Genomic DNA, 13,789 nt, shown 5'->3' on the forward strand with positions numbered 1-13,789 from the left:
AATCGTGGTGTGCCCATACGCTCCTCCTATGCTCAAACTATAGGGCAGGATCGTCTACCGGGGCGGGGTCAGTCCAACTATAGGGCAGGATCGTCTACCGGGGCGGGGTCAGTCCAAGTTTTATAGATAGTCAAATGAGACAGCGTATCTATGTCTTTATCAGGTATACCCAAACGAGACAGATACAAGCGCAGGCAAGAGCAGCACCCAGCATCAACGCAAAGTGCTTTAACAGTGGGGATTCAGGAGTGATTTAGCGTTTAAAGAGAAGAGTAACCCTAACCCACAGCCTCACGGTCAAAACGCGAAACAGGGTCATAAACGCCACAGAGGAAGGCAAATCGATATACAGCCCGCCCAGCCTTCGGCTGGGAGAGGCGCACGGGGGAAGTTGAAGCCTTAATCGTTGAGGGAGGGGCAACCATAAGCGTGCAATTTTTCAAGTCGGGGAGGCTCAGTTATTCAGAACCTTTGTCAGCTCGACTTCACCCGTTGCGGCATTAAAGTACAGATAGAAAAGATCCTTATTCAACTGATCAGGTTTTGACCATATTTCCTTTTCCCCTAAGCTACGCTTTTCCTTGGTGTAGCCCAGCTTTTCAAGGTAAGAGCGCAACGGTGCAGTCCCGGTTGCTCCCTTGAAGATAATGCTATTTGAAGGCGCATAACCATCGCCGGGGTGTGACTCGAAATAGAAGTCGTCCGTTATACGCGGGGCGTTTTCAATGTCCTTGTCTGTCAGAGTGTGGTAGTTGAAGAAATCATTTTCTTTGTAGACAGTTGTTTCATCAGAGCCAGATGCAACGAGCCAGACAAACAGCCATACGAGAATAAGCACGGTGACAGCCAACAGTACGCACCACTTCATTACTTTTAACAGAGTTGTCATTGCTTCGCCCCCACGAACGAGAGCGATGTACCATCATTTGTAATGACCTTAACCACCCCGGATGTGAAATCGTCCCACGGCCTAAGCCATGTCATAAAATGCGGAAGATTCACCGTATAGGCTTGATGCCGCACACACGGATCTTCTGGATCAGGAAACAGAATCGGACGGAACCCACGATTTTTATGAGAACCTATAGCGCCGTAGTAATCCCAGCGGCGGACGGCTGATTCATAACCCACAGGCTTGACACGATAACCATACCGACCCGGAATTATAGCCCGATAGAATCCGAACAGATCAGAAACCAAATCTTCGCCACTAAAGCCACTGTCCGTATACCAAGAGAATGACCGTAAGCTTTGCAGCCCCTCGAATCTGGATGCAGTGTTCATCATCATTGCCAACATGATTCTGTTAATGTCTTCGGTGCTCCGGCCACACTTAATTTCCCAGCGAGAGAACTTCCCGACACCAAGCCGCGATGCGAACTTAATGATGCCCATATCCTGCCGATACATGACTACATAAGACGGCTTACCGCTACGCTCCCCCTCAACGAATTGACGTCTAAGCTCAGCCACATCATTACCACGGGCATGCCCCATATCAATCCAGCCGAGTACCTCGGTGTAAACTATTCCCCTGTCGAGTACGTCAAATAATGCCCCGTCCTTTATCTCTCTTCTGGTGCTCACGCGTTCATCTCCATATCAACTCTGACCATCAATGGTATAGTCTATTTTTCAGGCAGTCCAGACGGCAAGCAATAGCATCATATAAGCCCCGTTGGTGGTACAGATAAGCGGAGCCTCTGGCGACTTCATCAGGGTTATGTCAGTTAGTGAGTGTGAGTTCAACGGGTCGATGCAACGCTATCCTTAATCGAAGGGGGACGTTGCCATGAAACGAAGAACGCGCATTTACTACACGCCAGAACAGAAAGCGATTATCCAGGACAGATATAAGCAAGGTGATTCCCTGCATGATATCGCCAGAATGTTCGACAGATATCATTCTTCTATCATGCCCACTATCCACCAGACTGGTGGATACCGTCCCCCTGTCCGAAAGCGGCACCCGTTAGCGCTTTCGCTTGATGAAAGAGAGGAGATATCCAGAGGGCTGGTAGCAAAACGCAGCATCAGGGACATCGCTGCCAAATTATCAAGAGCTCCCTCAACGATTAGTCGCGAGATCAATAGGCACGGAGGTGCAAAACAATATCGTGCAGCAAAAGCGGATGCCACTGCATGGGAAAGTGCCCTGAGACCAAAACCCTGCAAGCTAATCGAAAGCCCCACTTTGTGTAAAATCATCGCAGAGAAGATGCATCAGGACTGGTCGCCGGAACAAATCGCCGGTTGGCTAAAACGCTGTTATCCCGATAATCAGGAAATGCATGTGTCACACGAAACAATTTATAAAACGCTTTTTATACAAACCCGGGGTGCATTAAAAAAAGAACTGCAGCAATGCCTCAGAAGCGGAAGAGTCGTGCGTCGATCCAGAACATCATCGCTTAAAGGGAAAGGTTTAGGGTCAATCCCGGATACAATCTCTATCAGCGAAAGGCCACCTGAAGCCGCTGACAGAGCCATACCAGGGCACTGGGAAGGTGACCTGATCCAGGGCTCGAAAAACTCCTGTATCGTCACCCTTGTAGAACGTCATTCCCGTTTTGTTATGCTGGCCAAGATCAGGGACAACAAGACCATAACGGTTATATCTGCACTCATCAAACAAGCCCGGGAATTACCTGCTGAGCTTTATAAAACATTAACATGGGACCGGGGCGCTGAAATGACCAGCCACACCCGGTTTACTGTAGCCACAGATATTCAGGTTTACTTCTGCGATCCTCAATCACCCTGGCAACGCGGCTCCAATGAAAATACGAACAGATTGCTCAGGCAGTATTTTCCAAAAGGAACTGACTTATCGGTTCACAGCCAGCAAAGACTTAACAGTGTTGCCAGACAGCTCAACGAAAGGCCGAGAAAAACGCTGGACTTTGAATCACCCGCAGAGCGTTTTAACCAATGTGTTGCATCCATCGGTTGAACTCACAAGGCTTATCAGGATGACCATGTACCCAAGGGGAGCGAGGCCGAACCGCTGGCAGAGCTTGCATATGGTCTGCAAGTACCGTGACCACCATAAACCTGTTTATCCCCTGCGGCGTCTCGCGACGGCGACAGAACGGGGGCATCGGGCTAAAATGCGCTTCACTAAAAGTTTTGGGGATTGTTTAGAGACGGTGGCTACGTCATAGCTTTCAAGTTGAGTCAGTACGTGTTTGACGCTTGGAACTACACGCCGCTATGAGTTAACATCCCAATTACCACTATCAACCACAGCGGCTTTTTCAAGGGACATAACAGAGCATTCCTTACAGGTAAAAGAGACAGATTTTATTGTCTAACTGTCTGTATTGTAAGGAATTTAGTGACTTGGTGCGAAGGCCGGACTCAAATAGTTAAGTAAATAATTGAAATATATTAAATATAAAAGAACAACAATAACAAGTGCCCCCTTTTATGCCCCCAAGCATTTTTTTGCCCATTACCGTATCGTAAGCCATCAAGTCTCCTTTGGTTAGGTTCCGTGTACCGGACCCTAACCGGAACAATCCATCATTAGGTTGTACCTTTGAATGCGCTCTCCCCATTAGATGCGAAAGCTGACTCCTTCAGATATGGAGTAAAAAGTTTTTTTATGGAAAACTGTCCATACTGTTCACTCGTTACTTTTATTACTAATATTCAATAAGTTACCAAGTGAATGGTTGGTGAACAGTGAACACATAAGTGTTCATCTTCATACATACGTTCGGTGTTTTGAGCGAAAAGCTGAGGTTTGCAAAGCAAAACTTACATCGAAGCGTCTTGATCAATAGAAGTGAAGTACTTGGTGTAAACGGTTACGGCATAAGGGATCTTGACATAAGCTGGTATACTCAATTATACAGATTTTAATAGATAATTCCTTTTTGAGGTTTCAGCTAGCAACGAATTGAGAGACAATGAAAATTGGATAATTTATCAGAAGATGGAAAAAGAATTTTTCGGGAACTAGTCTCCGAACTGGCACGTGCCTATAGCCTTTGGGTGAATGATCATGAATCCTATTATCAAGAAATTAGAAAGTCTAATTTATTATTTACTACTATTGATCCACCGGTAGACCTTAAAGACGCAATATTGGAAAAAGTTAACGATAGAAAGCCTTGCATTTATCAATTATTTCATACAGAAAAATCATTATGCCTGATCAGGGAGTTATCCATAGTTATACGCAAATGTGGCAATTTAAACTGTTTACCAATTGAGTTACATTCAGTTATAAACGAAATAACATTTGAATATGTTAATGCCACTTTAGAATCTTTTTTCGAATTAATAGGAGAAGATTTAAAAAAACACATCATCGTTGATGAAAAATTCAAAACCATAGCATCAACAAGACTTTCAAAATTCAAAAAAGAATTTACATCAGCATTATATCAATTCCCTATAGTTGTTTTTAATCTACATAACGAGTTGATGTTAAGTGAAAATATTCGTTTAATACCAATAGATCCGGCATCTTCAAAAGAAAAAGAATTAAAAAAACTAAACAAGACAAATTTTTATAAAAGCAATTTCTTTCTTGAGATTTTTATTAAAACAAAATGCAGTAAAAAACTATCCCTACAACTTGCTGAAAGAACGAGAGATACTACATATAATATTCTAAAACTCTTATCTACGCATCTATCTCCTCAGGCAATACCTCTCCTTACTTCTAACGATAGGGTTTTGGGGCCATTTCATTTTTACAGATACGGGCCAAATAGAGATAAACTTTTCAATGCTACAACTCATAACCTCCCCTACTTTCAATTTCACTCTAAGGAGTTTTGGGAAAAATTTCACATAAATCAAAACATCCCTGACAATTTAATCACCACCTCATTCCAAATTGCAGAGTTAATTTCAACCCCCCATTTTTCTAATGAACGAGTTGCTGATAGATTTGAACGTGCACTTTTATGGTACGGCGATGCTGTTACAGAGTGCATTCCGTTCCAGCGAATTCAGAAGCTTGTAAGCTCAATGGAAGCTATAGTCAATTTTCAGGATCGCGACATCACAGAAACGTTCAAGCGAAGAGTTACACATTTACATATTAGCTATAAAGGTCTTAATGAGGATGTTAGGGAGAAAGCAAGACAAATTTATGATGCTCGTTCGAAGATCGTACACGGTTATTCACATAATGAAACATTGAATTTCTGCATAATTGAGTTTTGTTCTGAAACGCTGCTACGAGCAGTTCACTTCTTATCAATTTTCGGTTTTGGTAAAACTGGATTTAGAAAATCTCTGCCAAAATTTTTGGATGATATACCCATAAACATCGAACCTAAAATAGATCTCCAAGATTAGGGTATAAATAAATGCGTCTCCGAGTAGACCGGCAATGCCGGTCTGTGTTGGTTATTTCGTTGCAGGTTCGTCGCACTTCGGCAGCCAGTCGCCGTTACTTTCCTCTTTCAGCGTCAGGTTAGTCTGCATCCCCTGATTTGTTCGCCGCTTGTCATAGTTCAGGCCGTACTCTTTCAGCATGGTCGGCAGTCCCTTGCCGAACATCGTCAGGCTCAGGGTGTTCTTGTAGCCGTGTGCCTCCATGTACACCAGATAGGCATGATACAGGTAGAGTCGCGGCTGGTGTGGAATAATGTTGGCATTACCCATATACATCCCGTCGGCGTCAGGCAGAGCTTCCAGATAGCCACAAAAATCAAAGGCCGGGTCAGCATCACGCTTGATGCTCAGTGCCTCGCCGGAGTTCTGCTGTGACTGGAGCAGTGCACGGGCGGTCATCGGGTCGCTGAAACGCTGCATAAGCTGGCGCACAATGACGGCCAGCTCGCGGGCGATTTTGTCCTTCAGGTGCGGGTCGCGCTCCTCCGGGGCAATTTGCTCCGGGAAGTGCAGGATAACCCGGCGGCGCGATACGCCGCCGCTGCGGTCGGTGAAGCGCATCGGGTTATTGTTCACGGCCAGAATCACCGCCGGAATATGCGTTGAGTAGGCGTCGCGGTATTTCGGGTCAACCGATACCGCATCGCCGCCGGTGATGGCCTTGAGTCCCGCGCCGTCACCGCTCCATTTCTCCTGGTCAGGCAGGCGAATCAGCGAGAAGCCAATCAGGGCGGCGCGCTCGCGGGGTGATTCCAGCGTTTCAATGGTCGCGGAGGTGGCGTTGTCCTCGCCTGCGAGCATGGTCGCAATTTCAGCCAGAATACTTTTCCCGCTGCCGCCCGGCCCGGTGACTTCGAGAAAGAGCTGCCAGTCGTAGCGGTTCGCCAGCACCATAAACAGCGCGGCGAGTATCACGTCGCGTTTGTCAGCACGGCCACCGGCAGCACGGTCGAGCCAGCGCCAGAAATGCGGGGCACGGGTTTCCAGCGTTTCGCCCGCCACCGGTGGGGTGAAATCCACCTCACACAGGGTGCGCAGCCAGTGCGCCTTGCTGTGCGGGCTGAACGTGCCGCTCGCAGTATCGAGCACGCCGTTACGAAAGCCAATCAGCCGCCGTGCCGGAGCGCCCTGTTGCGGCACAATCAGTTTCAGGGTCTCCACCACAGAAGCAATTTTGCCTGACGAGAACGGCGCGCGCAGGCGCTGGAAGAGTGCTGCCACATCGCGGGAGAAGTCAGCCGGGGCAATCACTTTCCACGCTCCGGCTTCATAACGGGAGAGAAGCTGCCCGTTTGCATCCACGGCCAGCGCCTCGCCGTAGTGCTCATGCACGCGCATCGCTTTCTCACTGGTGCTCATGGCGGTAAATTCCGCCTCGCTCATGGTGTCGAACGGGCTCGCGACCGGTGGCTTAATGGCATCGTAAATCGCGCGTCGCGTCGCCTCTTCACCCTGCTGCATAAACGCATCATTCCAGTCACCGAACACCGGCGGCAGGGCAACCACCCCGGCGCAGGCGTCTGCGGCCACAGTGGCTTTTGTCTGGCCGTCGCCATTCAGGTCAAGGTCGGCAGCGAGCACAATCTGACAGCCCGGATGCTGGCGTCGGGCAAGGCTCGCCAGAGAAAGAAGGTTCACGGACGACAGCGCGACCATCACGGTTTCGCCGGTCAGGTGATGCACGGTCAGCGCCGTGGCGTAACCTTCTGCTATCCACAGACGTTTTCCCGCCTGTTTCTGCCCTTCGATGGTGTGGCATGCCCCTTTCACCTGGCCGCCTTTCAGGGTGCGCTTGTCGCCGTCAGCGTTAATGAGCTGGACGTTAACCAGTACGCCGGTGTCGTCATACAGCGGGACAACCACATCCCCGGCGCGGTAGGTCACGCCACCGGTTTTGTGCGTGGTTGTCAGCGTCAGGCATTTGCGGCCAGCCAGCCCCTTGCGGGTCAGATAGGCGTTACCGGTGGCCGGGCGGCTTTTCGCCAGCAGACTGGCCGCCAGCGCGGCGGCCTCCCTGCGCCCGGCTTCGGTTTCTGCCGTATCAGCAGCAATCACCTCCGGGGCAACCGGCGGCAGGCTGCCGGTCACGGCGTTCACGCGGTCGGCGGCTTCGCTGACCGTCACGCCCAGCGCCCTTTCAACCAGGCTCAGGCCGTCACCCGCGCCGCACTGGTTGCAAAACCATGTGCCGCGCCCCTCTTTATCGTCAAAGCGGAAGCGGTCAGCGCCGCCGCACACCGGGCAGGGCTGATGCCGGTTTTTAATGACCTTCACCCCCAGCGCCGGGAGAATGCGCGGCCAGTGGCCGCACGCCTGCTTTACGGTTTCCGTTACGTTCATTTTCATTGGTTTTTTCTCCCTCAGTGCAGCACAGGCTTTTTGATATGGCGGGCGCAAAGCTCATCCATCACAGCGAGCCCCAGAAAGGACAGTGACGGGGCGGCCTTAAGCGGCCCGGCTTCCATCAAATCTTCAAGAAGCGCACAGGCAATCTGACGGCCTTTTTCCTCGCCGTGCTGGCGCAGATAAAACCCTTCCAGCTCGGCAGCGATGGCGGATTCCAGCGCATCGAGGGTGAGATGCGGATAACGGTGCTGATGTGTGCACAGGGTCAGCCAGGCACAGGCGACCGCGCGGCGATACAGCGCGGCGCGTAATACGGGCGGTAATGGCTGTTTCATGCGCGTACTTCCTCAGTGAGCCAGCGCCGGTTGCAGCGTTCGACCACATCATCAAGCCGGGCGGTCATCAGGTGAATGACGGAGGCGAGCTGTAAATGCTGTTCCGGTAACTGGCAGGCACCGGACACATCCTGCGATATCAGCATATTCCCGACGAACTGGCCGACATTACGCAGGTGTTCAAGGTGCCGGAGGTCAGCGTGGGTGATGGTCAGGGTCAGTTCTTTCACGCGAGTACCTCCGCAACCGGCAGACGGGCGGCAAAGGAGAGAACGTAATCGCGAACGAGGGAACGGCGTGCGGCGTGTTCGTCACCGGCCACGGTGCGGAGCATACGGATACGGGGTGTCCGGTCTGCACGACGGATGGCGGCAAAAACAAAGACGAACTGCGGGTGTGACGGGGTGAGGATAGTAGCCATGATGGCAGCCTCCAATAAGTAGCGGTTATTGCTACCACCGGAAACGCCAATTTCACTGGTGGCAGCCCGAACGGGGTTGGCGTAACCGGCCTTATTGGAAACCGGCCAGCCCGAAGGCTGCCCCGCCCGGACTGCCATTACCTGAACGAAACTATGGTGTACGCATAAACACCACAGCCCGGGAAATGGGTGTGTCTGAGCCACGACATAAAAAAACACGCCTGGCGCGTGTTGTGTCGCCAATAAGTTACGCGGAACGCCAATTCCGGCTGCCGATTTTGCGACAGCGGGAAAACTATACCTGGAAACTGACAAAAGAAGCAAGCCAGGGAAAGGCTGTTTTTGCAGACCGGGCATCATCATGCGTCACAGCCCCGGTTACGGTCGGAGATTCGCGCAGTCATCCAGGCGGTGATTTCGCTGTGCAGCCAGGCGACATTTTTCCCGCCGAGGGAAACCTGTTGCGGAAACGCGTTGCGGCTGATGAGGTCGTAAATGGTCGAGCGGGACAGACCGCATAAATGCATCACTTCCGGCAGGCGTAAAAAGCGCTCCTGAATAACATCAGAAACCGGCATTAATGGCGCGGCAGGGGCAGAAGACGGGGAAGAAAAAGCGGTGTGCATCGGGCTACCTCATAATGTCCATACAGTGCCGGTTGTGTCTTTCCGGCTTCGGGTAGCGCTCTATTTTGTGAATATTTTTACGTATTACAACAAGGGCGCTTCAGGCTGTTTCCTGCACGGTTGTCTGTTTAATAAGCAGCTTGTTTTTCGGGTTTGCCTCTGTTTGCCAATAAATGTCAATGTTGGCCAATATAACCAGCAACTAAAATTGCAAACCTTTTTATCCGATTAATTAAGCGGGTATTAACAGGAAAAAACATCAGAAAAAAATACTGCTGTACCGGAAGAAACAAAAAGCCGGTGAACAGTAGTGAACAGTCGGTGAACACTTAATTCCTCAACTGTTCACTCTTTAACTTACTGTATTACTTATTATTTTATTTATCAGTGAACAGTGTGAAGAGTTAAATAGAGAAAAACAAACAGAAAGAGGGCTTTTCCTGGGACCTCTTTCTGGCGAGCCGGTTTTTTCAGCGGCTTTCTGTGCCATTACGGCCACAACTGCAACCGGTCGTCTCGTTGTGCAGGGCGCGGCAGAATGCTCTTACATTGACAACACAGAGAGCCCCGCCATGAAAACTGAACTTATGACCTCCATCATGAAAACCATCGGCAGCACGCAGACCGGTGCCTCCCGCGCCGTTATCGATGGTGCTGTTAATACTGTGCATAAAAAAGCCGCAGAGGATAACGCCGCCGCCGTCAACCGTGCCCTGAAGGCCTTTACAGAGGCAAAAGCCGCCCATACCGGCAGCATGATAAAACTGAACGACATCGGCGCAGCCATCAACCGCAGCGAAAAGGAACGGAAGAACGCGCTTGAGGAAAGCGCCGCAGCAGAGAAGAGCTGGCGCGAGCGTTTCCGCAGTCTCGGCGGTGCCATGACGCCGGAGCTCAAAGCCGGACACAGCAGACACATCGCCGGTCGTGAGCTGGCGGAGGAGTTCACCGGCCTGATTGCTGAACTGGAGACGGACAAATCCCGCGCCATGCTGGAAGCCTGCACGACAGGTAAAACGTATGTCACTGAGCATGCACGGGCGTTTAGCGTCTGCGCACAGGCGGAGTGGGCAGAGGCCATGCGGGACATCAGCCCGGCACTGGTGCGGGCGTTCTGCCTGCGCCTGCGTGCGCTGGAGCTGAACGGTGCGAACCGCCCGGCGGATATTCTGGCTGAGGAGCTGCATATGCATGTTGCGGTGCAGGCACAATTTTATAACTTTGACATGGACAATGAGCCGGTGTTCTCACAGCTCGGCATGCACCGCCCGCCGCTGACCGGCGTGGATATGGCGCTGTATAAAAGCCCGCTGAAGCGTTCGCAGCTTGCCACGCAACTGGCCGACAAGAGAAAACAGGCGGAGGGCTGAGCCATGTTTCACTGCCCGTTCTGCAAACAGCCTGCGCACACGCGTACCAGCCGCTACCTGACGGAAAATCTCAAACAGCGCTATCACCAGTGCACCAGTATTGAATGCTCGGCCACGTTCCGCACCACCGAGACACTCGACGGCGTGATACGTAAACCGGCGATGCCGGAAAATGAGGTCTTGCAGGCAGATATTCAACAGCAATAACCTCCCCGAAAATCTCCCGATTTATGTGCGCCGGTACTCGCTACCGGCTGCTCTCTCCGCCCCCGAAAAAACGCCAAAAAATCCCGATATTTTTCCGAAAATTACCCTGCATGCATCAGGTGCATTTAACTGCATTTATTTCCCGGCCAGCCTGAACCACGCCCGCACCATCACTGGCGCGGCCTGAGCCGGATCGTGCACCTGCATTTAAACCGCCCTGCAAAGCGGGCAGGCGAGGCGGGGAAAGCACTGCGCGCCAGCGGTAATGTGCGTATTTAATTTCTCGGGCGGAGCGCGTCGCTGCGCCATACGGATTCAAGGGAATACGGATATAACAGGTACGGTGCTGTGCGAGGATATGGCGGCCTTCTAGGCGGTCAGGCGGGGTAAGAAAAAACTCGGATATAGCGAAAATTTATCATTTTCAGCGTGGAAGGAGTTGCTTTTGAAGCGGTTCCCTCCCGTCCTGCGTGCTCATTTGATCCTGTAGCAGCATGCGCTTCCCATGTACCTACATGAAAACCGCCCTACAAGGCGGGTAGGTGTGGTGGACAGATCATTACGCGCATTGAATACTGCGAATTAAAAAATAAGTATGGTAGACCAAATATTTACATTATCTTCCTTAACCATTGATCGAATCAGACTATTCTGATAAAGATATATAACTCACATACTACCAATCGCTTATAAAAAACTTAAGAGGGATTAAATGCGTAAAATATCTTATTATCAACACAATTCAACTGAGATAATTGATTTACTATCAAATTGCTTTTCAAATAATAATTTAATTCCGATAATTGGCTCTGGATTCACTGTTGGCTGTCAAACTAAAGCAAGAAAAAGAGTTCCCTCAGGCACGCAATTTTCAGATAAAATGATCGAAATGATTGCTGAAGAAAAGAAACTTACAGCAGCACAAAAAGAAAAATTAAAACTAAAAAAATTTAGCGAAATTAGCGATCTTTTTTTCAATGATGAATGGGTTAGCAAAGAAAGAAGAAAGAAATATCTCATTGATAGCTTTGATGGAGTAGAGCTGGATAATCAAAAAAAAGGATTTATACGAGATATTAAATGGCCTTATATTTATACACTGAACGCGGATGACGCAATAGAGAATAGCTCAGAATATAAAGTGGCACTCCCCTACGACGTTCATTTATCTTTTGAATCTAAAAACCACCCCACTTTATACAAAATTCATGGTGATATTCAATATGAAATGAGACACGAGATTAGTAGGCTTGTTTTTAAAAGGTCAGACTATCTAACATCATTAGAATCGAATCGAAGGATGCTAGAGTTACTGCAATTAGATTTTAAAGAAAAAAACATAATCTACATTGGATGTAGTCTGACGGATGAGATTGATTTAGCATTTGTTATAGCTCAACACTCACAATCAGAAAGAAAGCAAACTCAAAACATAATGTTTCTAAATGAAAAACCAGATGAAATTGATGAACAAGATTTCATCAACATGGGAATCAATAATATTATTTTGTTTGACGAAGGGAAATATGAACAAATATACGCTCTAATTAATGAAGCCTATCAAAAATCGGCTAAAAACTCTCCTGAACTTGAAGAGTTTAGTCATTCCATTAAAACCTTGTCAGATTCACCAGAAGAAAACAAAAATTATTTCCTGACAGGGATATCTCATATCAATAATGGAGAGCGTTATAGCAGTCAAATTATCCCATATTTTTATGGAAAAAGAGTCAAAGAGGATGAAATTACAAATTCACTACGAGAAAAGGATGTTGTAATAATCAAAGGCACTAGGGTGTCTGGGCGCACTTTACTTTGCTATAAAGTTCTAAGCAATATTAAAGATAGAAGAGTTTTCGTCGTAAACTCGAACAATAAATTAAACAGCCATTCATTGAATAAACTTATTGGCCAAGACAATTCTATAATTTTTTTCGATTCCAATGTCCTTGACGTTGAATTATTAAAAAAAATAAAGACGCAAAAAAAATCATTCAAAAATAAGAAAACATCAATTTTATTATGTTCCGATCTCAATAATAGCGATGAGGAATATTTTTTAGAAGCTGATGATTCGACCATTGTCTATACTTTATCAAATAAGTTATTAGACTTAGAGATTTCAAAAATAAATGAAGGTGCAATAAAAGTTCGCCTACCAACATTCACAAATGGAAAATACCTTCTTGATAAAATATTTAACGCATATCAAGTCCTTGGTGAAAATAATTACCTAAGAAAAATAAATGTAAGCGAAGAGTTATATATAACCTTATGTGTAATCGCTACAAAATACAGCATAACTGGACAAGAAATAATAACGGGAGGTCTTAACCTCAATAAAACAAAAGAAATTTCAGAAAATCACCACCCCTATCTTGAAATAGAAAGAATAAAGAATGAAGAAAAATACGACCATACAAGCTTTAAGATAACATCTTACGCCTCAAGCTGGGTTGTAGCACTATTAAGAGAGTTTTATCGAAGTAAAGGTAAAGACTGGTGTGTAGATGTACTTATCAAGTTCTTAAAAAACACATATCCACGCGATAAGATCTTAGCCACTTCAATAAGAAAGTTTGATAATTTAAACCATATATTTACAGAGGGACACAAGGGTGCAGCTGATTTAATTATCGATATATACAACCGCCTTCAAGATATTGAAGGTCAAGAGCCTGACTTTTACGTTCAAAAAGCCAAGGCATACTACAACATATATCACGGGAGTAATCTAATAGTCGAAATCAACAATAGAATCAGAGAGCTTAATACAGCGTTAACGTGGGCTCAATCCTCCAAAAACATTACAGCCGAACGAAACATTATTCATATCACAGCATTACTATGGATTCAAAAAATGAATTTACTCGACACAGAATCTATAACTGAATATGAATTTTCAAAATCATTAAATTGCATTCTAAAAGCTGTGGATAATGTCGGCAATAATAGCTATAGCGATACATTGCTGAGTAGCAAAAGTAAATCAGCAATAAACCTTCGGCAGTATATTGACAAAATTGAAAATTCAAATGGAAAATTATCCTTCATTCTTAAATATCGACTTGAATGGGATGGGTTAAAATCAAAAACATTTTTCTATTGAACACATGAACCTTGCCA

12 protein-coding genes are annotated in these 13,789 nt (G+C 47.4%); 5 read left to right on the forward strand and 7 right to left on the reverse strand.

Going from position 1 to position 13,789, the window contains the following annotated elements:
• Positions 1-454: 454 nt before the first annotated feature.
• On the reverse strand, positions 455-889 hold the full coding sequence (locus DK872_RS17820; RefSeq protein WP_035890548.1) for a hypothetical protein: 435 nt from the start codon (positions 887-889) through the stop codon (positions 455-457).
• Positions 886-1,587: a hypothetical protein gene (locus DK872_RS17825; protein WP_035890550.1), complete on the reverse strand. Its 702-nt coding sequence runs from the start codon at positions 1,585-1,587 to the stop codon at positions 886-888. Before DK872_RS17825 ends, DK872_RS17820 begins: the two co-directional genes overlap by 4 nt.
• Before the next feature lie 205 nt (positions 1,588-1,792).
• Here DK872_RS17825 and DK872_RS17830 point away from each other — a divergent pair, with 205 nt between their 5' ends.
• Together DK872_RS17830 and DK872_RS17835 are read left to right on the forward strand one after the other, a co-directional pair.
• On the forward strand, positions 1,793-2,953 hold the full coding sequence (locus DK872_RS17830) for an IS30 family transposase (protein ID WP_161518643.1): 1,161 nt from the start codon (positions 1,793-1,795) through the stop codon (positions 2,951-2,953).
• A gap of 968 nt (positions 2,954-3,921) precedes the next feature.
• Positions 3,922-5,319 (forward strand): HEPN domain-containing protein, encoded by a 1,398-nt coding sequence (locus tag DK872_RS17835; RefSeq protein WP_202626087.1) that lies wholly within the window; start codon positions 3,922-3,924, stop codon positions 5,317-5,319.
• A gap of 51 nt (positions 5,320-5,370) precedes the next feature.
• On the opposite strand, the gene DK872_RS17840 is transcribed toward DK872_RS17835, so the two are convergent.
• Genes DK872_RS17840 through DK872_RS17860 form a run of 5 tightly spaced genes read right to left on the reverse strand, consistent with a single transcriptional unit; the run spans position 5,371 to position 9,086 of the window.
• Positions 5,371-7,704, reverse strand: a complete 2,334-nt coding sequence (locus DK872_RS17840; protein WP_161518646.1) for a primase-helicase zinc-binding domain-containing protein — start codon at positions 7,702-7,704, stop codon at positions 5,371-5,373.
• A gap of 14 nt (positions 7,705-7,718) precedes the next feature.
• On the reverse strand, positions 7,719-8,039 hold the full coding sequence (locus DK872_RS17845) for a DUF5375 domain-containing protein (RefSeq protein ID WP_161518649.1): 321 nt from the start codon (positions 8,037-8,039) through the stop codon (positions 7,719-7,721).
• A complete protein-coding gene (locus DK872_RS17850) occupies positions 8,036-8,269 on the reverse strand; it encodes a hypothetical protein (RefSeq protein WP_161518652.1) in 234 nt (77 codons plus the stop codon). Before DK872_RS17850 ends, DK872_RS17845 begins: the two co-directional genes overlap by 4 nt.
• The gene (locus DK872_RS17855) at positions 8,266-8,823 is read right to left on the reverse strand and encodes a host cell division inhibitor Icd-like protein (RefSeq protein ID WP_161518655.1); all 558 of its coding nucleotides are present in this window, start codon (positions 8,821-8,823) and stop codon (positions 8,266-8,268) included. Before DK872_RS17855 ends, DK872_RS17850 begins: the two co-directional genes overlap by 4 nt.
• Positions 8,820-9,086 carry an AlpA family transcriptional regulator gene (locus tag DK872_RS17860; protein WP_161518657.1) on the reverse strand — a complete coding sequence of 89 codons (267 nt, stop codon included), beginning with the start codon at positions 9,084-9,086 and terminating at the stop codon, positions 8,820-8,822. The genes DK872_RS17855 and DK872_RS17860 overlap by 4 nt, the downstream gene beginning before the upstream one ends.
• Before the next feature lie 572 nt (positions 9,087-9,658).
• Between DK872_RS17860 and DK872_RS17865 the strand changes: the two genes are divergently transcribed.
• From DK872_RS17865 to DK872_RS17875, 3 genes are all read left to right on the forward strand, one after another.
• Complete coding sequence (locus DK872_RS17865) at positions 9,659-10,456, forward strand: capsid protein (RefSeq protein ID WP_161518659.1); 798 nt, start codon at positions 9,659-9,661, stop codon at positions 10,454-10,456.
• Positions 10,457-10,459: 3 nt separating this feature from the next.
• A complete protein-coding gene (locus DK872_RS17870) occupies positions 10,460-10,663 on the forward strand; it encodes an ogr/Delta-like zinc finger family protein (protein ID WP_161518662.1) in 204 nt (67 codons plus the stop codon).
• A 712-nt stretch (positions 10,664-11,375) separates the two neighbouring features.
• Entirely contained in the window at positions 11,376-13,772 is a 2,397-nt protein-coding gene (locus DK872_RS17875) for an SIR2 family protein (protein WP_161518665.1), read from the forward strand.
• Positions 13,773-13,789 lie beyond the last annotated feature (17 nt).

Origin of the sequence: Kosakonia sp. MH5, from assembly GCF_009935945.1 — a bacterium.
Taxonomy (GTDB): Bacteria; Pseudomonadota; Gammaproteobacteria; order Enterobacterales; family Enterobacteriaceae; genus Kosakonia; species Kosakonia radicincitans.